The sequence below is a fragment of the Bartonella sp. CL71SXKL genome (assembly GCF_042194935.1).
Taxonomy (GTDB): domain Bacteria; phylum Pseudomonadota; class Alphaproteobacteria; order Rhizobiales; family Rhizobiaceae; genus Bartonella.
In genome coordinates this window covers 113088-135195 of record NZ_JBHINI010000001.1, presented here as the reverse complement: position 1 = coordinate 135195, position 22108 = coordinate 113088, and the positions used below count along the sequence as shown (strand labels likewise).

The window sequence follows — 22108 nt, the reverse complement described above, 5'->3', positions numbered from 1 at the left end:
GTGACGTTATGTATCGCAGAGTGTTATTTGATGTGATAAAACGCGTAAAATGTGCAAAGTAATTATATTTACCTTTCTTATTTTTATATTATTTAAAGCGTAGTAGATGCAAAGTGTATTATAAGGTATCTGATTTTATGGTATACCAGACAAGAATTTTGTTAAAATCAGGGACTGTGCGCTGTGTCTTTATAGGCTTGTGTTTTTCTTTTTCTTTTCCACAGCCTCTTGCTGCATTTGATTTTTTCGGCATTCCTCTTTTTGGTAAAAAGAAAACAAATTCTCCTTCACATTATGCAAAAAGTACAGAGAGATTTTATAAAGTTGATGTTGTTGCACCGCCAGGTGCGCCATTAGAAGGTATAAAAATAGTTAAATCTGTTTCTTCTCTTGTTGCTGATAAAGAGAAAGCATCCGCCAGTTCTTCTGGTTTGCTAGCCAAGGCGCGTTCAGATTATCGAGCAATTCTTTCTGCTCTTTATGCTGATGGACGCTATGGTGGTGTTATTAGTATTAAAATTAATGGCTTAGAAGTCGCTGATTTAAGTCCGGTAACTCAACTTCCAGCACAATCGAATATCGTTATTACAATTAATGCTGGTCCACAATATGTTTTTAGTATTGCCAATATTGATAAAGTAGCTCCGTTTGAAAAACGTAAAGCGCATAAAATGCCCACAATTGAAGAATTGGGCTATAAAGTTGGGGCTATTGCTAAATCTGAAACCATTTTGAAAGCAGAAAAATGGGCGATAGAAGGATGGCGGCAACAAGGTTATGCTAAAGCTAAAATTATGAAGAGTGAAGTCGTGGCTGATCATGCTACATTGCGTGTTGAAGGACGGATTGTTGTTGGTCCTGGACAAAAGGCTCATTATGGTCCTTTAAGTGTGCGTAATATAAGTAAGAAACCACGTGTAGATTCAGCTTATATCGCGTGGATGACTGGATTGAAACCAGGGCAGATATACGATTCCGATGCGTTAGCTAAGGCAAATGAACGTCTTGCGCGCCTTGGTGTTTTTCGTGCTATCAATATACGTGAGGCTGATACTATTAATCTAGATGGTAGTTTACCGCTTATGCTTGTTGTACAAGAACGTAAACCGCGTCGTTTTGGTGTAGGCGGTAGCTATTCAACATTAGATGGTGCTGGTTTTGAGACTTATTGGATGCATAACAATCTTTTGGGTCATGCAGAGACTCTTAAAATTGAAACAAAAATAAGTGGTGTTGGTAGCAATAAAAAGCAATCATATAATTTTAAAAATTTTGATTATCTTTTCGGTGGCACGTTTATAAAGCCTGGTGTACTCACGCCAGATACAGATCTCAGGTCAGAATTAAAAATACAACAAGATGTTTTAGAAAATTATACGACAAAAGCCATCAAAGGAAAATTAGGTATTACGCATATTTTCAATGGTAATCTATCGGGACAGGCTGCTGTAGAAGTTTCAAATGGTTATTCACGTGATATCTATTTTGGGAGCCGTAATTTTACAACAATCGGTTTCCCTAGCGGCTTGATTTACGATAGTCGTAATAATAAGTTTAATGCAACAAAAGGTTTATATGGTGAAGTTTTCATTGAGCCTTTTTATGAGATGCGTTTTAGCAACTTTGTTGCAAAAGTAACAGCAGAAGGTCGTTCTTATTGGGCGTTGGATGAAGGGGATCGTTTTGTTGTTGCTGCGCGGGCAAAGCTTGGTACAATTCTTGGGAATGATACAGCACAAGTACCCGCAAATACGCTTTTTTTTGCTGGTGGTGGGGGCTCTGTTCGTGGTTATGCTTACCGTAATATTGGTATCAAAATAGAAAATGATGCGGTTGTTGGTGGACGGGCGCTTATTGAGGGATCGGCAGAATTGCGTGTTTCTTTAAATGATAAAATAGGGGTTGTCGGTTTTCTTGATGGAGGTTTAGTAGGGGAAAAGGCGAATTTTGATTTTTCTCAAAAAATTAAATGGGGAGCCGGTATAGGAGGACGTTATATGACGGGTCTTGGTCCTTTACGCGTTGATTTAGCCTTTCCTTTAAAGAGAGAGAAGGGTGACCCTCGCATTGGTTTTTATGTGGGTATAGGGCAAGCATTTTAATGAAAAAAGGTGTACGTTTATCAGCTTTCTTCTTTGTATTTTTGTTTTTTGGGGTGGGTGGTTTTGTTTTTGCGCAAAGAGGAGACATTCTTCCCTCTAGCGAAATGAAAACAGATGATCGCTCATGGTTTGTTTCTTTAATTGAACGAAAGCTTTCAGCGCCTAATCGTCAAGTTCGTTTACACAATATGCAAGGGACACTGTCTTCTCAAACATCAATTGATACTATTACTGTCAGTGATAAAAAAGGGGTTTGGCTTAAAATTACCAATGCTAAAATGGATTGGAATCGTCTAGCATTGCTGAGAGGGCGGATGGATATTAACCAGCTTTCGGCAGAACAGGTTACATTTTTACGCAAACCGCAAGGCAATTCTTCTTTTGTTTCTTCCCTTGAGACGGGTAAGTTTTCTTTACCAAAATTGCCGCTTGCTCTTTCTATCAATACGCTTACTGCTCAACATGTGACATTTGAACAGAATCTTTTTGGTTTTTCTGCTGATATGTCCTTAAAAGGCAATTTCACCTTGGCTAGTGGTAATTTTGATGTCGATATAGCGGCGCATCGTTTAGATGCACCGGGTTCTTTTTCTGTTCTCACCAAGATATCTGATAGTAATCGTACAGCTCAAATTGATATTTCTGCTAACGAACCACAAAATGGTATTTTGGCGAATATTTTTAACATTGAACAATGTCCAGCATTAAATCTCGTCCTGAAAGGTGATGGTACTTTTGATGATTTGGTTATCAAACTTTCTTTAGAGTCTGATCATCATTCTATTGTAGATGGTAATGTTATTCTTGCAAGTGTTCCAGAAGGACAGAGTTTTTCTACGAAACTAGAGGGAACACTGAGCCCTTTAATACCTTCTCAATATCGTAGTCTCTTCGAATCTAATATAACATTAAAAGCAAAGGCAAGAAGAACAAAAGAAGGTGTGACACACCTTGATCAGATGGTTATTCAGAACAAAGCAATGAACGTTATAGCCAATGCTGAAATAACCGCCGATGGATTTTTGCGACGGCTTTTTGTTGATGGAAAAATGGCTCTTGATAACGAAAAGGATTCTGTTCATTTACCTATATCAGACGTGCCAAAATCTGCGAATACTCTTGCTTTGAACATTGATTATGGTCGCGAAGGTCAACAATCTTGGAGTGGGCGGTTGGTTGTAAATCATTTAAGCAATAAAAATATTTATATTCGCGATGCAATTTTTGATATGGGAGGAGTAAGCGAAAATCTTGATAATGCAGCTTCTCGTCATGTTGGTGTTCAGGTTAAAGGGACGCTTCAAGGGGTTAAAAAGATTAAGGGAGCGTTAGTAGAAAATTTAAGCCAAGCGGTTCATGTGCATTTAGATACGGATATTGTTTCGAACAAACCAATTTTGATTCATGATCTGAGTGTTACGGCTCAGGGTTTTTCTTCTTGGTTAAAAGGGACAATGGAGAATTTTGTTTTTAAAGGCGATCTCGGTTTAAAAGCTCAAACATTAACTCCTTTGGAAGTGTTCAGTAAACAATCACTTTCTGGTAGTGCAGATATTAAAGCCAAAGGAACGATCAGTTTATTGAGTGGCATTTTTGATCTCCAATTATCAGGAATGGCTGACGATATGAAAATAGGCATGCAGTCTTTTGATCGTTTATTCAAAGGAAACATCACTCTTTCAGGTGGTGTTACTCGAAATACGAGGGGTGTCATTTTTCGTCATTTTAATTTGAAAAATCAATATACAAACATAGAGGCTAATGGTTATTTTTCAGATGAAAGCGCTAAAATGGATCTATCTGCTCAAATATCTGATTTGTCCAAATTAGATCCAAAGATAAGCGGTGCGCTTACAATTCAAAGTACGGCGAGAGGGCGCAATAGCCATATAAAACTAAATACACGTGCCCATATTGCTGAAGCATTAATTGTAGGGAAGAAACTTCAAAACACAACACTTAACATAGATGCATTTGTAGATAATACAGCACCAATTACTTCTTTAACGGGGGTGGTAAAAGGTGAAGGGATTTTTGCTAAGAAACCTTTGCATGTATCGGCCTCTTTTGAAGATTCTCATAAAATTCGAAAACTTAAAAATATCGATATTAGAGGGGGAAGTGCAAAAATAACGGGTGATCTTTCTCAACAACTTGGCGGTTTTTTGAAAGGAGCGCTGCATATTGATGCCGATGATATTTCCGTACTTTCAGCGTTATTTTTGCAGGATGGTAGTGGAAAAGTAAAAGGAGATTTTATTTTTGATGAACAAAATGGCAGACAAAAAACCAATGTGAAGGCGCATGTTAACCATTTGAATTTTTCCAAGAATAAAATAAAAAAATTGGCAATAGATGCTGACATATTCGATCCTTTTGGCATGACTCAGTTTGAAGGAGTTATCAATGCAGAACATATTCAAACACCTTTGGTAATGGTCAATCGTTTAAATGCTCACGCTGATAGGAATAATGGACAAACGGTTTTTACTGTCCAAGCGATGTTGCATGATACTCTCAATGCACGGCTTTCTGGTCGTTTAATGGTTGAGGAACTTCCAGAAAGTATAAAACGAGAAGTGCAAATTGAAACTGTGGACTTAAAACAACATACTTTTCATGCAACATTGCCGAAGCCATCCATAATTGCTTTTGATAAAGATGGAATGACAATCAATGAATTAGGAATTGCAATAAATGGAGGCAACATCATCTTAGCAGGGAATATTCAAGATACCATGAATTTGCAACTTACAATGAATGCGCTTCCTGCTGCTTTAGTCAATCTGTGGAAATCCGATCTTGGAGCAGCAGGGAGTGTAACAGGGCAGGTTATGATTCGTGGTCATTTAAAAAAACCTGATATAACTTACGATATAAAAGGTGAGGGACTGACAACCGTTGCTTTTCAAGATAAAAAAATTATGCCTTTTTCTCTTTCTGCTACGGGGAACACTGTAGATCAAAATCTTACTTTGAATGCAAATTTAACCGGAGAAGGAGTACAAGCACAAGCTCAGGGGCATGTATCTCTAGAGAAAAATGCGCTTGATCTTCATATTAATTTGCAAAATTTATCTGCACGTTTGGCGAATGGTTTTATTGCAGGACAAGCGCTTGATGGGACAGTGATAGGTAAAGTTGATATTGGTGGAACAATGAAGGATCCATCTGCTCATTTTAAGCTTTCTAGTCAAAATTTAACCGCTATGACGCATAAAGGACCGATGTCAATCAATATAAATGCTCGTGGTTCTTATAAAAAATCGACATTTCATATTGAAAATATGATAGCTACTGGAGATAAAGGATTAGATCTTTCCATCTATGGGCCTGTGTCTCTTAATGGTTCAGAGGCAAAATTAAACGTTAAAGGGATAATGCCTCTTGATTTTGTTAATCTCTTATTAGCCAAGCGTGGTGCACATATAACGGGTACAGCAAGAATTGATACATCTCTTAATGGGGCGTTATCAAAGCCACAATTGTTAGGAAATATTTCTATAGGCGACGGTAGCTTTTTTGATTCACAAACAAATGTAGGATTGAATAATATAAAGCTTGAAGGCAAATTGAAAGGTGATCATATCCTTATAGAGAAAGCTTCAGCTTCTTCGTTTGAGGGGGGGGGAATTTCTGCTTCAGGTCGTATCTCTAATAGTCTAGAGACAGATTTGATATTTCATCTTGATAATGCCAATTATAATGATGGTTCTATGATTCTGGCAACATTATCAGGTGAGATGACAATGACAGGTCATTTTTTAAATAATCTTGTTCTTGGTGGTGATATCATCGTTGAAAAAGCTGAAGTTTTTGTTCCTGATCATTTTAAAAGTGCCAAGTTTCTTGATGTTAGAAATAAGAATTTAACTAAATCGATTCAAACAACACTTGAACGTGCTGATGTTAAGAACACGAACAAAAGCAAAAGCCGTATAGTTACACAAGAATCGTCATCTGTCGTGCTATCAAATATGCGTATTACAGCACGCAATCAATTTTTTGTACGCGGAAAAGGCTTAGATGCTGAACTGGGAGGACGTATTAATCTAGCAGGTCCATTGAATGATGTGCATCCAGTTGGTGAATTTAGAATGATTCGTGGACGTTTTGATATCCTGTCGCAACGTCTTAATTTTGATCAAGGACAAGCGAGTTTTAGTGGTAATCTTAATCCTACGGTTTATTTTGTAACCAACAATAACAGTGGTGATATTCGCGTCACTGTAACTGTAAGTGGGACGGTTGATAATCTTGATATTAATTTTTCTTCACAACCAAATTTGCCTCAGGATGAGATTTTGGCTCGTTTGATTTTTAATCGCTCTCTTAATGAATTATCACCATTTCAGATTGCTCAACTTGCAGCAGCAGCGGCTGATCTTGCAGGTGCTTCTAATACATCTTTGTTGAATACTTTACGAACTAAAATTGGACTTGATGATCTTGATGTTATCGTTAATGAGAAGGGTAATACAGGCTTACGTATTGGACGCTACATACACAATAATATTTATTTGGGCTTTGAAGCAGGGTCTGATGGAACGACGAAAGGGACAATTAATTTAGATATTTCGCGTCATCTCAAAGCTAAAGGTGCTATAGGAAATGAACAAAATTCTAGTATAGGTCTCTTTTATGAAAGAGATTATTAAAGATTGAATTTTAAAAAAACAATTTCTTCGTTTTTTGTCTTTCATTTCTAAATCTGAGGAAGGAGGCATAGACTAGAAATCCTATAAAAGAAGAAGCTTTTTGTTGAGGCGTGAAGAGATATATCTGAAATATTCGATTTTTTGTTATGCTATTCTCTAAAGGGACAAAATCTTCACGAAAGATAGTATGTTATTTTGCTGCTATATATTTATTTTAGAGAAATACCTTACCTTGTTTTCAAGCCCATATCGTGCTGTTGCCTAAAGAATGTAGTGTGTGCAATATATTGATTTATAAAGATAATTTATTGTTATTCAACTTGAATTAGAACTTTGAATATCGTACGAATCTCTTTCGTATTGAATCAATCAAAACCATTCGGCTTGTATGCTACAAGCGGGGAATCCTGTGTGGATAAAACTATTAAGAAATGACTAAAAATGCCTCTTATGAATCATCTCGAGAGCTAAGAGCTGTCGCAACATTAGGGACTGGCAGAATAGTGTGAATGGTGCCGGTTTATTACTCCATAAGCGTAAAGATAGAGGGGGTTAATGGATTTATCGTTATACAATTCACGAATGTTATCGCGAAATGGGCTTAGGGAAGACTTTGAGAGAGGTCTCTTTAAAACAAGTACGTGAATTTGCAACACAATGGCATTCTGTTTTTACGTGAAGGACATGATTCCATTAAAGACCGTCAAAAGCATGAGGCAAGTAGAGAATTCATAAGATATCGATTTTATTGTCAAACGCATTTAAAGCAATATTTTTTAATAATAAAAATTACCTATTATTTTAGATTTTTGTTTATTGTGTCTTGAATGAGATCACTTTTCTTATAACGAATAGCTCCCCAAACAGAATACTCCAAAATATAACATTATTGTGTTGCAAGTTTATGTACTTGTTTTAAAGGAACATTTCTCAATGTGCGCTTGAGTCTATTTCATAAGATTGCTTGTGAAATGGTATAAAGTACCTCTTATGAATGGTATAAAATCTACACTACCGTTATTAATAAAGGTATAAGTATTTGCTAAAGCTATAAGCCGGCATTATCATTCTATTTTCCAGCTTTTTATGTTGCTGACAATCTTTTCACTTGAAAGTGTAGAGGTATTTTTATTGCTTATCTTAAGAGTTTTTATGCATATACCAATATCTCTTATGACGTACAACAAGCGCTTTTGATTGATTCATCATAAATATAAAGAAAATTTGCAATAAGCAAATTACATCTTATCTTTTGCATTCAACAAAACAACGAGTAAAGTTTTCATCTAAATCCAAGAATTTTATTTTCAATAAACCATAAATTCTTTACCAATTCTTGATTGAAGTAATGCTTTTTCTTGATAACAAGTCTTTTTTTATAAATGGAGCATTACCTTCTATCCATTTTTTATTTCAAATCTTATTTAAGGATCTAGAAATTAGGGGGTATGTTTTTTGAACTGGATATTATGAAGTTTTTTATAAAACCCATGTTCTTTTGCTAGCAATTCTTTTTGAGTACCTTGTTCAATCAGTTGTCCATTTTGTATGACCACAATTTTATGAGCACGAGCAATCGTTGAAAGGCGATGAGCAATAATGATCGTTGTGCGTCCTTTAGTAAGGTGGTGAATGGCTTCATTAATTTGTGCTTCTGTGTGTGAATCGAGCGCACTTGTTGCTTCATCAAGAATCAGAATTTCACTATCGTGAATCATTGCTCTAGCGATAGCGAGTCGTTGTTTTTGCCCCCCTGAAAGATTACAGCCATTATCACCTATCTGTGTATCATAACCATTTGGCAAACTCATAATAAAGTCATGAGCATTTGCTGCTTTTGCTGCTTCGATAATTTCGTCATCACTAGCCCCTTCTTTTCCAAGCCCGATATTATATTTAACAGTTCCTTGAAAGAGAAAAGTATCCTGTCCTACATAGGCCATCAGGTTTCTCAGAGAGCGAAATGTTGTGTAGCGAATGTCTTGATCATTAATCAATATGCGTCCTTTTGTGGGGTCATAGAGGCGCATAATAAGGTTGATAAGGGTTGATTTTCCCGAACCGGATGGTCCCACCAATGCTGTCATTTTTCCGGCTTCTATTTCTAGGTTGATGTCTTTCAATATCATTTTGTTATTAGTGTATGCAAAAGAAACATGTTCGAAACGAATAGTTCCTTGCGTTTTATTCAGATCTTTAGCTTCTTTATGTTCTACAACTGTAAGGGGACAATCGAGTATTTCAAACATCGTACGGATATTGACCAAGCCAGATTCAATTTTAACACGTACATTTGCTAGTCTTTTTGCGGGTTCATAAGCTAAAAGTAAAGCAACAATAAAGGACATAAATTCACCTTGAACACCTGCGCGTTGGGTTGCAAGATAACCGGAAAAACAAATAATACCTGCAATGGCAACACCCGTGAGTGTTTCCATAATTGGATTGGTAATAGCTTCGAGTGTTGCAATACTGTTTGTTTGTTTTTCAACATCACAAATGGCTTTGTCCATCCGTTTTTTCATGACTTCTTCTAGTGAAAAGGCCTTGATGATTCGAATACCAACAGCCGTTTCCTGTACGATTTTGATAATTTCACCAAGTGAAAGGAGCTCTTTTTCCATCAAGCTGCGAACGCGTTTTAAAGCCATTCGAACGCCTAAAAAAGCTAGTGGTCCTACGATTAAAGTAATGGAGATTAACACAAAGTTTTGAATGAACATGACAAGCAACAGACCACTAACGGAAAGCAAATCACGTACAAAAGTTGTGATAATAGTATCAATTATATTACGTACGGCTGTTGCATTATGAGTTACACGAACAAGAAGATCAGATGAAGTATTATTATGATAAAAAGAGACTCCTTGTTCCATAAGTCGTGCAAAAATTTTACGCTGTTGTTCAGCAATGATACTGTTGCCTGCTTTGTTTAGAAAGTAAGTTTGGAAAAAAGTTGCAACTCCTTTGAGAATAAAGATAAAAGCAATGAAGCTAGAAATCAAAACAATCATAGGAAAATTTTGTGCATCAATAATCTGATTAACAACATCCCGCATAATCCATGCACTGGTTGCTGTGGTACAAGAAATGATGATCATTGAGAAGATAGCCGCACTGTACCAACGCATATGTTTACGAAAATTTTCTCGTAAAAGGCGGATAATAAGATGTTTGTCGAAAGAGGAAATTTGTTTTTTAGCCATGAAGTGCTTCTATATTCTCTCATTATTTTATGCAAGATTGAAACACTCTTAATTAAAAAGCCCCTTAATCTTTTTTACAAAAATAGTCTTTTCTTTCAAGGCTCATCATATCAATTTCACGACGGCGAGAGTGAAGAATGTAGTGCAAAGTTTCTGTAAAAGGTATAACGAAAATTCGTTGTTCATCATTATTTTTAGTTTTCAATAAAAGATACCGGCGAGTTTCACTATTGTATTTACCAATTTCCGTATTGTGATAGCCTTTGGCACTTGAAATGGCTCACAAAAAACATTTCTGCTTTTTTAATAATTTTTTATGTATCATCTCCATTTGTGATGTGTAAGCAAACAATTTCGCCGCATTGCATGATAAGAGTGCTTGAAATAAGAAGGCCTTACGATGTTTGAGCTTTCTCATTTAATATGCAAAATAACGAATTCTTCTTATAAATCGATCAAGCATTATTAAACTCTTAAAAGGCTTTATACACATTTATAAAACCTTAAAAGCACCACAAAAACTCTATGTGGTGCTTCTAAAAATACCATACGCCCATGCTAATGAGTTGCATGCGAATATTATTCTAATGCAAAACTATTTAGGTGCTATCACCATCATCATTTGCCGGCCTTCAAGCTTTGGCTCCAATTCGATTTTGGCAATTTCACTTGTATCTTCTTTCACACGCTGAAGAAGCTTTAATCCAAGATCTTGGTGAGCCATCTCACGACCACGAAAACGCAAAGTAATCTTTACTTTATCACCATGATCAATAAAGCGATGAACAGCCTTGAGCTTGACTCCATAATCATGGACATCAACATTTGGGCGCATCTTAATCTCTTTGATTTCGATGACTTTTTGCTTCTTACGTGTTTCAGCAGCTTTTTTTTGGGTTTGATATTTTAATTTTCCCAAATCGATGATTTTACATACGGGTGGCTCTGCATTTGGTACAATCTCAACCAAATCAAGTCCCGCATCTGCAGCCATAGCAAGAGCTTCTTGTATCGCAACAACTCCCTGATGTTGTCCCTCATCATTGATAAGCTGAACATGAGGTACCCGAATATCCTTATTTGAACGTGGTCCGTCTTTTTGGGTAGGTGTCATTTTAAACGGTTTACGAATGGTTTATGCTCCTTAAATTTTGATTCAACTACAGTTAATTTAATATACAATTATGCTCCTAAAAACAACTATAATTCGTGTTATTTTCATTATTTGATTTATTACTTTTTGGAATGATTTAGATTATAAAAGTTTTCTCTTAATTTAAAGAAATTGTTTTATGGAGGATAAAGAATCATGGATCAACATATTCCTTGTCAGTTTTTTTCGTTTGAGAACACCACACTTGCAGTACGCTATCGCAAGGGGCGACAATCTCCAGGTTTGGTTTGGCTTCCTGGCTATCAATCCGATATGTTGGGAAGTAAGGCAACGTTAGTTGATCAATTTGCTCAGAAGAATGATTTGTCTTGTTTACGTTTTGATTATTCTGGACATGGAGAATCTGAAGGTGATTTTTTTCAAGGAACAATTTCGCGTTGGGTTAAGGAAAGTTTAGCGACTTTTGAAACCTATTGTGAGGGTCCACAAATTTTGATTGGTTCCTCTATGGGTGGGTGGATTGCACTAAGGCTTGCTATGATGCTAGCACAGAAAAATAAGAAGCTTGCTGGCATGATATTGATTGCTCCAGCGCCTGATTTTACACAAACATTGGTGGAACCAAAATTAGGCCCAGAAGAATGGAAGATTTTGGAAGAAAAAGGCTATATTGAACGACCTGCTGTTGATGATACAGAGCCAATGCCCTTTACAAAAACATTAATTGAAGATGGGCGCGAGAATTGTGTTATGAAAGGATGCATTGATGTTGGGTGTCCAGTCCATATTCTACAAGGGATGGAAGATGAAGATATTCCCTATCAGCATACATTGACTTTACTTGATCATTTACCTCTCCATGATGTAACGTTGACACTTGTTCGTGATGCTGATCATCGCTTTTCTCGTCCACAAGATTTAGATTGCCTTGAAACAGTATTGAGATCTTTTATTAATCAGATTAATGCAAAATAAGGGGTACATTTATTGATGAAGATAAAAATATATGAGCATTTCTAAACAGCATTTTATTTTTTCTGATCGCTCTGTACCTGTACGGGTGCGGGAAAATAAGTATGCACGCCGTCTTACCTTACGTATTGATGCCAGCAGTCAAGAGATTTGTGTAACAACACCACCAGCGATAAGTCTCTGTACGATTCAAAGTTTTATTGAAAAGCATCGATCTTGGATTGAGGCACGTCTTGCTCGTTTACAAATCTCTCATGAAAATGCTTATCTCAAAGAGGGGGCAATGATTCCTTTATTAGGTGTTTCCCATACCATAAAGCATAGAGAAGGGCGTGGGGTAACAGAAATCATTACAGCAGATGCGGAGCAAGGACCTAAAATTATCGTTTATGGTCAATTAGAATACCTCCCAAGACGCATTGCTGACGTTTTGAAAAAACAAGCAGCACTTATTATAACACCTTTGGTGGCACATTATGCCCATAAAGTAGAGCGTAAAGTCAAATCAATTTGTTATAAAGATACGAGAAGTCGTTGGGGATCTTGTTCAATAGATAAGCGTCTTTCTTTTTCTTGGCGCCTTGTTATGGCACCAAAAGAAGTTGTGGAATATGTTGTTGCTCATGAGGTTGCTCATCTTGTTGAAATGAATCACGGACCAAGATTTTGGGCTCTTTGTGAAGAGCTATGTCCTGATAGTAAAACGTACCGTGCTTGGTTGAAGGAAAATGCCCATAGATTGCAAGCAATTAATTTTGATTCATATAATTTAGAGGCGTAAAAAACTTTCAAATGAAGGCAACATTTAACGGAACTTTTTGTTGAGTGTTTTGTTGTGTGTGTGCTTGCTCATGTATAATGAGGAAGCCATTGAAGCTCTCAGCACGATTGTTCTCCCCTGCTTGGTTTGCTGAGTGTCTTCAATGTTTTTTCTTTATCTTTTTTGTAATTCAGCGTAATAACCTTAAGTTCCGATGACTTATAAAAAATGGGAAGGGACCTTATGCCTGTTCTTACAGATCCACTTCAGCTATTAAAGAGACTTATCCGTTGTCCTTCTGTTACACCTCATGAAGCGGGGGCTTTATCAACTTTGGAACAATTTTTGAAAAAAATGGGATTTCACGTCGAGCGCCCTATTTTTACGGATAAAAATACAGATAATGTTGAAAATCTTTATGCAAAAATGGGAAATGAAGGACCCCATCTTATGTTTGCGGGTCATACAGATGTCGTACCACCAGGTGCATTGGAAGATTGGACTTATTCACCTTTTGAAGCTGTCATAGATCAGGGGAAATTATATGGGCGGGGTGCTGTTGATATGAAGGGCGGAATCGCTTGTTTTATTGCGGCGCTAGCGCGAGTTCTTGAGAAACGATCCATTAAAGGAATGGTAAGTTTTTTGATTACCGGTGATGAAGAGGGACCTGCTGTTAATGGTACCGTCAAACTTCTCAAATGGGCAGAAAAAAAAGGCGAAAAATGGACTGCGGCTCTTGTGGGGGAACCAACAAGTGTAAAGACTGTTGGGGATGTCATCAAAATCGGTCGCCGCGGATCGATTTCTGGTATCATTACCGTGAAAGGTCGCCAAGGTCATGTTGCTTTTCCAGAGCGGGCTGCTAATCCTTTGCCTTTGGCAAGTAAGCTTATTCAAGCATTGACACAAACTGCTTTAGATAAAGGGACAGAGAATTTTCAACCCAGTAATCTAGAGCTAACAAGCATCGATACCGGTAATTTAGCGGTCAATGTTATCCCAGCGCAGACAACAGTTCATTTTAATATACGCTACAATGATCTTTGGACAAAAGAAACACTGATGAAGGAAATTGAAAAGCGTCTTGCTTTGGTGCAATCAAAAAACAATGGTGACCAATATCCCTCTTATCAGCTTGAATGGATTCCAAGTTTAGGAGATGTTTTTTTGACCAAAAATGATAAACTCATTCAAACTTTATCCAATGCTATTAAAAGTGTAACAGGGAATATACCAGAATGTTCCACTTCTGGTGGTACTTCAGATGCGCGATTTATTAAGGATTATTGCCCAGTGGTTGAATTTGGCTTACCAGGGCAAACGATGCATATGGTAGATGAGTGTGTGGCCCTTGATGCAGTGGAAACTCTTACTGCTATTTATGAGCGTTTTATTATTGAATTTTTTGCATAAAGAAAAGATTTTTGGTTCAAAAATACCTTTATCTTGTTGAGCTATAAGATATTGACATTTAAGGTGTGGTGATATGAGTCTCGTAAGACTTAATATATTAAGTGGTTTTAGAGTAAGTGATGAATATTCTTAAGTTGGGATTCTTGCCTGTAGAGTTTTTAGTTAAGTGAATTACATAATTGGAAAGCCAAGAGAGACCTGCTTGAAGAAGTAGAACTGTTTAGACCATATTGGATTGAAAATATTCGTTCTTTAAAGTGTAGAAAGGAAGTCACACGCAATCATATATGGAAAACAATGAATATTATATCATCATTGTGTGATGACAGGTTGAAGCCATAAAGACACACAAAAACATGCTGCTATTGTAAAAAGTTTGTACAACATAAATGCGCTCATTCACAGCTCATGTTTTGATATGTTTTCTGCACTCTCATAAAAGGTACTTCTTGTTCCAATTAGACTCTCTTAGAATAAAGCCTATAGGAAAAGCGCTTTAAGTTTGTTTTATTTCATATATTTTGCCATGCTTTTTTTGTCCCCAAGAACTTCCGTTGCAAAATCATTACGAGATAGAAGGTGAGCTTATTTAATCAGCTTGAATCTTGGTTATGATAAAGATACACAGAATTTTTTGTAGCAGCACGTTGACTTCTTGAGCCAAGGATTGTCCTAGTATTATTCTCAATTTTTTAATAAAATAACCTTAAAGGACGCGTACAGATACTCATAAGTATTATGCATACAAGTAAGATCATATGGGATTAACATCGTTTCGCTCGCTAACAAAGCAATCTCGATTCATATCTGGTATATTTGCCATTTGAGTGCATTATTTGTTTAATAAAGCTCGTGATTTTGCTGTGACCTATAAATCAATACCAATCATACAGCCGCGTATCTCAAATAAATATTGGTTCAGTACTTTTTGCGATAACCGCTTTTACATGCCAGAATAGGATAAAAGTATTGCGTATATCTATTTTTTATAATCTCTGAAACAGACATACAATTTCATTGAGGAAAAATATAAAGGTATAAAGGTGAAAATCAGCGTGCTTTTTTACTTTCTTTTTTATTCGGCTTTACGGTTTTCAAAAGTAAATAGAGTAAGATCTTTTTAAATAATCAGAAATTGATGCATGGTTTCATGCTTATTTCTATGGTTCTTTTAATGGTGCCACGATTTCATAAAGAAAAAATACATTATCGTGTTATGCATTCACGTATTTGTTTTAGAGAAATTTTCTCAATGTTTGTCACATTTGTGCTACTACGGTGCTTATGAATGTTGTAATATAAAATCTATAATGCCTCCCCATCTTTATGTTTATGAAAAATAAAGTTAGAGCATCATACACTTTCTAGCTCAAAATATTGCAATAGCTTTTAGCACTTAAGAGTGTTCATAAGAGGCCTTTTTACTCCTTTTTTATAGTTTTTATCCACATGCTTCTCTATTTTTAAGGTGTAAGCAAATGGCGATAACTAACTTGCTATAAATAGTTTTGAAATGAGAGAAGCTCACAATATTCTAATCTCACCTTGCTATGAAAAATGATAATTATGATTAAAATAAGTATGTTGTTATAAAAACTTTAATTTGCAAGTTGGCTGATGATGTGATCAAGAACAATACGTCCTTTGGTTGTTGCTTTTAAGCGTTGGTTATCCACCATTTCTATCAATTCTTGGTGTTGTAAATCGATCAGTTTTTCCATTGGGATACGTTTAGGGCTTAAGGTTTCATAGCGTATAAGTTCTAAGCCTTCGCAAAGGCGTAATCCCATAAGGAGCATTTCATTTGCCTGTTGTTCAGTGGTTAAATGTTCCGTTTCAATACAGCCATGTCCTGTTGTTTCTACCAAATTAAGCCATTGCTCGGGATGCTTTTCATTTATTGTGACATAACGTTCGCGGTTTTCAAGGTGTGATGACAATGTTTTTGAACAGAAAGAGGAATGATTCGATGCGTGCTCAATGAAACGTCCATGTGCTCCTGGACCAAAGCCTGCATATTGGTGATAACGCCAATAAAGAAGATTGTGTGCTGATTCGGCACCGGGCATTGCGTGGTTTGAGATTTCATAGGCAGGAAGTCCATGTAGTGTCGTTATTTCTTGAGTAAGATGATACAGATCTGCTGCTAGCTCTGATGGGGGAAGGATAAGTCTTCCTGCATCATGAAGCCGTTTAAAGGCAGTTCCTTCTTCGATCGTCAATTGATAAAGAGAAAGATGGTCCGCTGCTAAATCAATTGCTTGTACAAGTTCAGATTTCCATTGTTCAAGGGTTTGTTCGGGGCGGGCATAAATGAGATCAAAGGATAAACGTGGAAAAATTTGCCGTGCTAAAGCAATGGCACAAAGAGCTTGTTCCACATTATGGAGTCGGCCAAGTTTGCGCAATGCTTTATCATTGAGCGCTTGTATCCCTAGAGATAAGCGATTAACACCTGCCGCACGGTATCCACGAAAGCGCTCTGCTTCCACACTGGATGGATTAGCTTCTAATGTAATTTCAACTTTATCATCGACTACCCATTTTTTTGCAAGTGCTTGCAATAGGGCATCGACAGTTTGCGGCTCCATAAGGGAAGGGGTTCCTCCACCAATAAAAATACTTGTAATATGGCGTGGGCCTATTTTGTGGTATTGTGTTTCTATTTCGCGCTTAAAGGCGGTGACAAAACGTGGTTGATCAACACCATGGATGCGAACATGCGAATTAAAGTCACAATAAGGACATTTAGCTGCACAAAAGGGCCAATGAATGTAAATGCCAAAAGGTTCTTTCATGAGAATGCTAAAAGGTTTTCTGCCAAAAGTTTGAAAGCACGTGCGCGATGTGAAAGAGGGGGAATATCATTACGTTTCCAGTTGTGTTTTTGCTCTGTTGACATTTCTCCAAAGGTATTTTCACATCCATCGGGTAAAAAAATAGGATCAAAACCAAAGCCTTTATCTCCCCGTGGAGGCCAAATGAACGTTCCTTCAACGCATCCACGGAAGTAATCTGCATGAGCATCAGGCCATGCAATGCAAATGACGGATATAAAACGGCATTTCCGTTGACTTTTTTCTCGTGCTCCGACTTTTTGGAGTTCATTTTCTATTTTTTTCATAGCTTTTGGAAAATTACGTGTACCATCGGCTTGAATTGCCCAATCAGCGGTATAAACGCCTGGCGCACCCTCCAATGCATCTACCTCTAAGCCTGAATCATCAGATAGGGCAGGAAGTCCTGTTTTTTTTGCTGCTGAAAAAGCTTTAATATAAGCATTTTCTTCAAATGTTTTTCCCGTTTCTTGTGGTTCTGGCAAGCCCAGTTCTTTTGCCGATTGTATTATTAAACCGAAAGGCGTAATTAAAGTAGTGATTTCATGCAATTTTCCGGTGTTATGTGTAGCAATGACAAGTTTTTTATCTGCTATGCTTCTCATATAGATTTCTCCAAAAATGAAAGGGGAATTATTTTTGTGCTAAAAACCGACTTTAATGCTCATACACACACATTTTACATGATATGATTATTTTACACGTTTAATGATATTTTATTCCAATAAAATTTTTTATCTTGTATGAAGATAACCTTGCAAAGATATGAAAGACATCTCTTTATTTATGATAGCATTTTTATGGTAAATTTCCAATTTCCTGCTTGCTCTAAAGGGTGAAATTTTCTATCTACAGCGGTTTTTAATCAATCTAGATTCTCTTGATAAGTCCCTACAGCAGACCACTTTACAGATCAACTCTTATCTTAAATATTTCTCACACACTCTAACAAAAAATATTTCCTGCGTAATTTATCAAGCATCACTCTGAAAGGTAGCATTTTACAGCTCAATAGGATAATATATTTTTATACTACTTTAGACTATTTGACCAAACCTTGACAAAACTTATATAAGAGATGAGGATTTTAAAAGTAGTGAAACAATTGTGATGAAGCACAAAACTATTGATAATGAACTAAAATATCTTGATGAACGTTCGCGTGATATTTTTCGCCATATTGTTGAAGCTTATCTTAATGATGGTGAACCTGTAGGGTCACGTAATCTTTCGCGGCTTTTACAACAGACATTATCGCCTGCGACGATTCGCAACGTGATGAGTGATCTTGAACATCTCGGTTTGATTTATGCACCACATGTTTCTGCGGGTCGAATGCCGACACAATCAGGTTTACGCTTTTTTGTTGATGCATTTATGGAAGCGGGTGATTTGCCAAACGAAGAGCGAGAAAATATTGAAATGCAAGTCAAAGAGGCTGGTCATGCACAATCGGTTGAACATTTTCTTGTTCAAGCAAGCCGAGTTCTTTCAGATCTTTCACGTGGGGCAGGGCTTGTTTTAGCAACAAAACAAGAAGGAACATTGAAACATATTGAATTTGTGCGCCTTGATAGGGAGCACGCTCTTGCCGTTTTGGTGACTCAACAAGGTGAAGTTGAAAATCGTATTGTTCATTTACCAGAAGGGGTTACCCATGCACAATTGACGGAAGCAACGAATTTTCTCAATGCCCATATTCAAGGGCGTACATTGAGTGAAGCTAAAGGGGAAATTGCCCGCTTATGCGCAGAAACAAGGGCCGCACTTGATGATTTATCACATCATCTTGTTGAAACGGGATTAGCTCTTTGGGGAGGAGAAGATGCTGATCATAAAATACACCTCATTGTTCGCGGGCGTAGCAATTTACTTGAAGATGTAAAAGCAGAAGAAGATTTAGAACGGTTACGCCATTTGTTTGATGATCTTGAAACGCGCGAGAGTATGGCACAGCTTCTCGATTTAACGGATGAAGGTTCTGGGGTTAGAATTTTTATTGGTTCAGAAAATAAGTTATTTTCTCTTTCTGGTTCTTCTTTAGTTGTAGCACCTTATCGAGATTCACAACAAAGAGTCATTGGTGCTTTAGGTGTTATTGGTCCTACACGGCTTAATTATGCAAGGATTGTGCCCATGGTTGATTATACAGCTCAACTTGTGTCACAGTTATTGCGTTAAAACGATGCAAGTAAGTATTTGTACTATAAAAGCTCATTGTATTATATACATCGCTACCCCTTGATTTTTGTCTGTAGAATTTCGATATCGAGAATAACGAATCTTATGAAGGAATAAAATTTTTATGTCTGATGAAAAAAACAAATTTACTGACGCTTCATTTGAAAATTGTGATTTAAAAAATCCAGCTGATCGTAATACACTTAAACAGGCAGCCGATGAATTTTTAAAAACACATAAAACAGAGGAACACGAAGTCGTTGAAACAGAAAGCAATGAGGTTAGTGATCTTTTAGCGTCTTTGCAGGATGAAAATAAAGAACTGAAAGATCAGCTTTTACGTCTTGTTGCAGATATGGAAAATCTTCGACGCCGTACTATGCGAGATGTGGCGGATGCAAGAGCTTATTCCATTGCTAATTTTGCACGGGATATGTTATCGGTTTCTGACAATCTCAATCGTGCTTTGGAAGCCATTCCAGAAGGTGCACGGGAGAGTGATGCTGGTTTGAAATCATTGGCAGAAGGCGTTGAAATGACTGAACGTGCCATGATGGCAGCATTAGAACGTCATGGGGTGCAAAAAATTCATCCAGAGGGGCAAAAATTTGATCCTCACTTTCATCAAGCGATGTTTGAAATTCCCAATGCTGATGTTCCAGATAATACTGTTCAACAAGTGGTTCAGGCAGGTTATATTATCGGGGAAAGGGTGTTACGTCCAGCTATAGTGGGTGTAGCTAAAGGAGGAGCAAAAGAAGCTTCTGTTGAAGCTGATTCGGCTTAAAACACATCAATAACAAACCTCTATCGTAAAATGCAGTATTCCCTGCAGTTTCATATATATATAGGGTCTTTTCTCAAAGAGTTTTTAAAGGGTGTGACAAACACCCTTTTATTTTTGAAGTGGCCAATTTCCTTTTACAATATAGGGAGCCTTATTTAAGGGAGAGGCCGATAACAATAAAACAAAATGATCAACTTCAAAAGGAGGGACAAAAAAATCATCTTGAAAAGATAGATAAGAAGAAAGATCTTTAAGATTAATATCAAATATTCGTGCAAGAGTGATATGCGGAATAAACAGTCTTTCATCAGGCTTTAACTCTAATTTATTCCGAATATATTGCATCTTTTCATGTAAAAGAGTAAGCTTTTCACAAGGTTCAATGCGAACCACAAGAGAATGGGGAGCATTTTCTGAACCAAAAACTTCAAAACCCTTTATCTGTAGCGTAAAAGAAGGAAGTTCTATAGTGTTAAAGGTATGCATAATTTCATCTGCTGTAGAACTTTCAACTTCGCCAAAAAAAGATAAGGTGACATGAAAATTTTGCGGGTTGATCCATTGCGCTTTTGGTAAGCCATTTTGCAATGATACGAGGGCTTTTGTTGTTTGTTGAGGAATCTGGAGAGCACTAAATAGACGACCCATGATATTATCTCCTTATAATGAAAGATGCTATCCCAAGCGCAATATAGATAATAAGGGCGGGGCACGTACCACATAAAACAAGGCAATAGTATAGAAAAAGAATGTCTAAAAAATGCTTACTATAATTATGAGCGTACAAAGCTTATTCGTTTTAAGAAAATGGTTATGACATTGATAAGAATTGCGTTTTCATGATCTGTATCACAATGATGTGCAATGGAAGATTACTTGTGTATTATAAAGGCTACAAAGTTAGCAGAAAATAAGAAAAGTTGATAGATTGTTGATGTGCGAAATTATTTTGACATTTATCTTTAGCCTAAAATAAAGCATATTCTAATACAAGGTGAAGAGTTCTCTTTTCTGTAAAGATTTAATTATATGATTAAGTCGGGGAATAGCCATAATACGCAAAACTATTCAAATTGGTCAAATAATGTTAGGAAAGGAAGAAAAAAACCAGCATAACAAAATTACTATAAGCTTTTACATTTATGATAATTATACCAATCCATAATGGATATGAATATTGGTATAAAAGCGGGAAGAGAAATTAAATTTCAAAATAATGATGGAAAGTTCCTATTTTCTAAGAATTATCATCCTTGTTTATGATGAAAAAGCACTAGTTTTCCTCTCCAAAGTTGTTATTGATGAGCTTTTCAAGAGCATTAAGAGCATCTGTTGCTTCTGGTCCTGAAACACGAATGGTGAGGTTGCAACCGGATGAAGCCGCTAGCATCATAAGTCCCATAATTGATGATCCGCCAACAATTTTTCCATCTTTTTCAACTTCAACAGTAACATTAAAATTGTCAACAGTTTGTACAAATTTTGCAGAAGCACGTGCATGTAACCCACGTTTATTACAGATATTGAAATGACGACTTATACACGGGAGGGTATCTTTGGAAAACATTGGTATTTTATTATCCGCTAATCATACTTGGTACATTAATATATTTACGCCCTGCTTCTTGTGCTATTCTTAACGCGTCTGATAATGAAATATCCGGACATTTGCGAATAGAAATCAGTTTAATAAGCATGGGCAAATTAACACCCGCAATCATTTCAACGCGTCCTTTTTCAATAGCAGGAATAGCTATATTTGATGGTGTTCCACCGAACACATCTGTTAATATGATGACGCCATGATCCGTATCTGTATCGGTTACTGCGGCTATAATATCACCTCGGCGCTGATCTATATCGTCATCGGGATAAACGCATATTGTTGCGAACTTTTCTTGTACTCCAACAACATGTTCCACGGCATGTAAAAATTCGACAGCCAGCTCACCGTGCGTTACAAGCACGAGTCCAATCATTTACGCAAACTCCTGTTAACTAATAAGACCCAACCATATTGGTGGGAAAGACATTGTACAAGGCTTTATCTTGCTGCCAAGAAAAATTTGCAAAAA

Annotated in this window: 14 protein-coding genes; 7 read left to right on the top strand and 7 right to left on the bottom strand. The window is 36.8% G+C overall.

The features are described from left to right. Positions 1 to 137: 137 nt before the first annotated feature. Together ACFILA_RS00505 and ACFILA_RS00500 are read left to right on the top strand one after the other, a co-directional pair. On the top strand, positions 138 to 2102 hold the full coding sequence (locus ACFILA_RS00505) for an autotransporter assembly complex family protein (protein ID WP_273790214.1): 1965 nt from the start codon (positions 138 to 140) through the stop codon (positions 2100 to 2102). Beyond that, positions 2102 to 6760 carry a translocation/assembly module TamB domain-containing protein gene (locus ACFILA_RS00500; protein WP_375660471.1) on the top strand — a complete coding sequence of 1553 codons (4659 nt, stop codon included), beginning with the start codon at positions 2102 to 2104 and terminating at the stop codon, positions 6758 to 6760. The genes ACFILA_RS00505 and ACFILA_RS00500 overlap by 1 nt, the downstream gene beginning before the upstream one ends. A gap of 1439 nt (positions 6761 to 8199) precedes the next feature. Here the strand turns inward: ACFILA_RS00500 and ACFILA_RS00495 are convergent. Both ACFILA_RS00495 and infC read right to left on the bottom strand, forming a co-directional pair. Then, positions 8200 to 9966, bottom strand: a complete 1767-nt coding sequence (locus ACFILA_RS00495; RefSeq protein ID WP_375628498.1) for an ABC transporter ATP-binding protein — start codon at positions 9964 to 9966, stop codon at positions 8200 to 8202. A gap of 595 nt (positions 9967 to 10561) precedes the next feature. After that, positions 10562 to 11080, bottom strand: a complete 519-nt coding sequence (gene infC / locus ACFILA_RS00490; protein WP_273790218.1) for a translation initiation factor IF-3 — start codon at positions 11078 to 11080, stop codon at positions 10562 to 10564. A gap of 195 nt (positions 11081 to 11275) precedes the next feature. Here infC and ACFILA_RS00485 point away from each other — a divergent pair, with 195 nt between their 5' ends. From ACFILA_RS00485 to dapE, 3 genes are all read left to right on the top strand, one after another. Next, positions 11276 to 12055 (top strand): alpha/beta hydrolase, encoded by a 780-nt coding sequence (locus ACFILA_RS00485; RefSeq protein ID WP_375660470.1) that lies wholly within the window; start codon positions 11276 to 11278, stop codon positions 12053 to 12055. Between the two features lie 31 nt (positions 12056 to 12086). Next, positions 12087 to 12833, top strand: a complete 747-nt coding sequence (locus ACFILA_RS00480; protein ID WP_375660469.1) for a M48 family metallopeptidase — start codon at positions 12087 to 12089, stop codon at positions 12831 to 12833. Positions 12834 to 13055: 222 nt separating this feature from the next. Beyond that, positions 13056 to 14228 carry a succinyl-diaminopimelate desuccinylase gene (gene dapE / locus ACFILA_RS00475; RefSeq protein WP_375660468.1) on the top strand — a complete coding sequence of 391 codons (1173 nt, stop codon included), beginning with the start codon at positions 13056 to 13058 and terminating at the stop codon, positions 14226 to 14228. A 1598-nt stretch (positions 14229 to 15826) separates the two neighbouring features. Here the strand turns inward: dapE and hemW are convergent. Further along, positions 15827 to 17026: a radical SAM family heme chaperone HemW gene (gene hemW, locus ACFILA_RS00470; protein WP_273790222.1), complete on the bottom strand. Its 1200-nt coding sequence runs from the start codon at positions 17024 to 17026 to the stop codon at positions 15827 to 15829. Continuing rightward, a complete protein-coding gene (gene rdgB, locus ACFILA_RS00465) occupies positions 17023 to 17670 on the bottom strand; it encodes an RdgB/HAM1 family non-canonical purine NTP pyrophosphatase (protein WP_375660467.1) in 648 nt (215 codons plus the stop codon). The genes hemW and rdgB overlap by 4 nt, the downstream gene beginning before the upstream one ends. A gap of 505 nt (positions 17671 to 18175) precedes the next feature. On the opposite strand from rdgB, the gene hrcA reads away from it, so the two are divergent. Further along, the gene (gene hrcA / locus ACFILA_RS00460) at positions 18176 to 19246 is read left to right on the top strand and encodes a heat-inducible transcriptional repressor HrcA (protein WP_273790224.1); all 1071 of its coding nucleotides are present in this window, start codon (positions 18176 to 18178) and stop codon (positions 19244 to 19246) included. Positions 19247 to 19370: 124 nt separating this feature from the next. Further along, positions 19371 to 20033, top strand: coding sequence for a nucleotide exchange factor GrpE (gene grpE, locus ACFILA_RS00455; RefSeq protein WP_375611384.1), 663 nt, complete (start codon positions 19371 to 19373; stop codon positions 20031 to 20033). 108 nt (positions 20034 to 20141) lie between these two features. Here grpE and thpR read toward each other — a convergent pair whose 3' ends face one another. From thpR to ACFILA_RS00440, 3 genes are all read right to left on the bottom strand, one after another. Next, on the bottom strand, positions 20142 to 20681 hold the full coding sequence (thpR, locus tag ACFILA_RS00450; protein ID WP_375637228.1) for an RNA 2',3'-cyclic phosphodiesterase: 540 nt from the start codon (positions 20679 to 20681) through the stop codon (positions 20142 to 20144). A gap of 625 nt (positions 20682 to 21306) precedes the next feature. Continuing rightward, complete coding sequence (locus ACFILA_RS00445; RefSeq protein WP_012754483.1) at positions 21307 to 21600, bottom strand: HPr family phosphocarrier protein; 294 nt, start codon at positions 21598 to 21600, stop codon at positions 21307 to 21309. 10 nt (positions 21601 to 21610) lie between these two features. Beyond that, positions 21611 to 22012 carry a PTS sugar transporter subunit IIA gene (locus ACFILA_RS00440; protein ID WP_273790227.1) on the bottom strand — a complete coding sequence of 134 codons (402 nt, stop codon included), beginning with the start codon at positions 22010 to 22012 and terminating at the stop codon, positions 21611 to 21613. Between the last annotated feature and the right edge of the window lie 96 nt (positions 22013 to 22108).

Coding starts and splice junctions, on each gene's coding strand:
- ACFILA_RS00505 (WP_273790214.1), top strand. CDS start 138: ATGGTATACCAGACAAGAATTTTGTTAAAATCAGGGACTGTGCGCTGT.
- ACFILA_RS00500 (WP_375660471.1), top strand. CDS start 2,102: ATGAAAAAAGGTGTACGTTTATCAGCTTTCTTCTTTGTATTTTTGTTT.
- ACFILA_RS00495 (WP_375628498.1), bottom strand. CDS start 9,966: ATGGCTAAAAAACAAATTTCCTCTTTCGACAAACATCTTATTATCCGC.
- infC (WP_273790218.1), bottom strand. CDS start 11,080: ATGACACCTACCCAAAAAGACGGACCACGTTCAAATAAGGATATTCGG.
- ACFILA_RS00485 (WP_375660470.1), top strand. CDS start 11,276: ATGGATCAACATATTCCTTGTCAGTTTTTTTCGTTTGAGAACACCACA.
- ACFILA_RS00480 (WP_375660469.1), top strand. CDS start 12,087: ATGAGCATTTCTAAACAGCATTTTATTTTTTCTGATCGCTCTGTACCT.
- dapE (WP_375660468.1), top strand. CDS start 13,056: ATGCCTGTTCTTACAGATCCACTTCAGCTATTAAAGAGACTTATCCGT.
- hemW (WP_273790222.1), bottom strand. CDS start 17,026: ATGAAAGAACCTTTTGGCATTTACATTCATTGGCCCTTTTGTGCAGCT.
- rdgB (WP_375660467.1), bottom strand. CDS start 17,670: ATGAGAAGCATAGCAGATAAAAAACTTGTCATTGCTACACATAACACC.
- hrcA (WP_273790224.1), top strand. CDS start 18,176: ATGAAGCACAAAACTATTGATAATGAACTAAAATATCTTGATGAACGT.
- grpE (WP_375611384.1), top strand. CDS start 19,371: ATGTCTGATGAAAAAAACAAATTTACTGACGCTTCATTTGAAAATTGT.
- thpR (WP_375637228.1), bottom strand. CDS start 20,681: ATGGGTCGTCTATTTAGTGCTCTCCAGATTCCTCAACAAACAACAAAA.
- ACFILA_RS00445 (WP_012754483.1), bottom strand. CDS start 21,600: ATGTTTTCCAAAGATACCCTCCCGTGTATAAGTCGTCATTTCAATATC.
- ACFILA_RS00440 (WP_273790227.1), bottom strand. CDS start 22,012: ATGATTGGACTCGTGCTTGTAACGCACGGTGAGCTGGCTGTCGAATTT.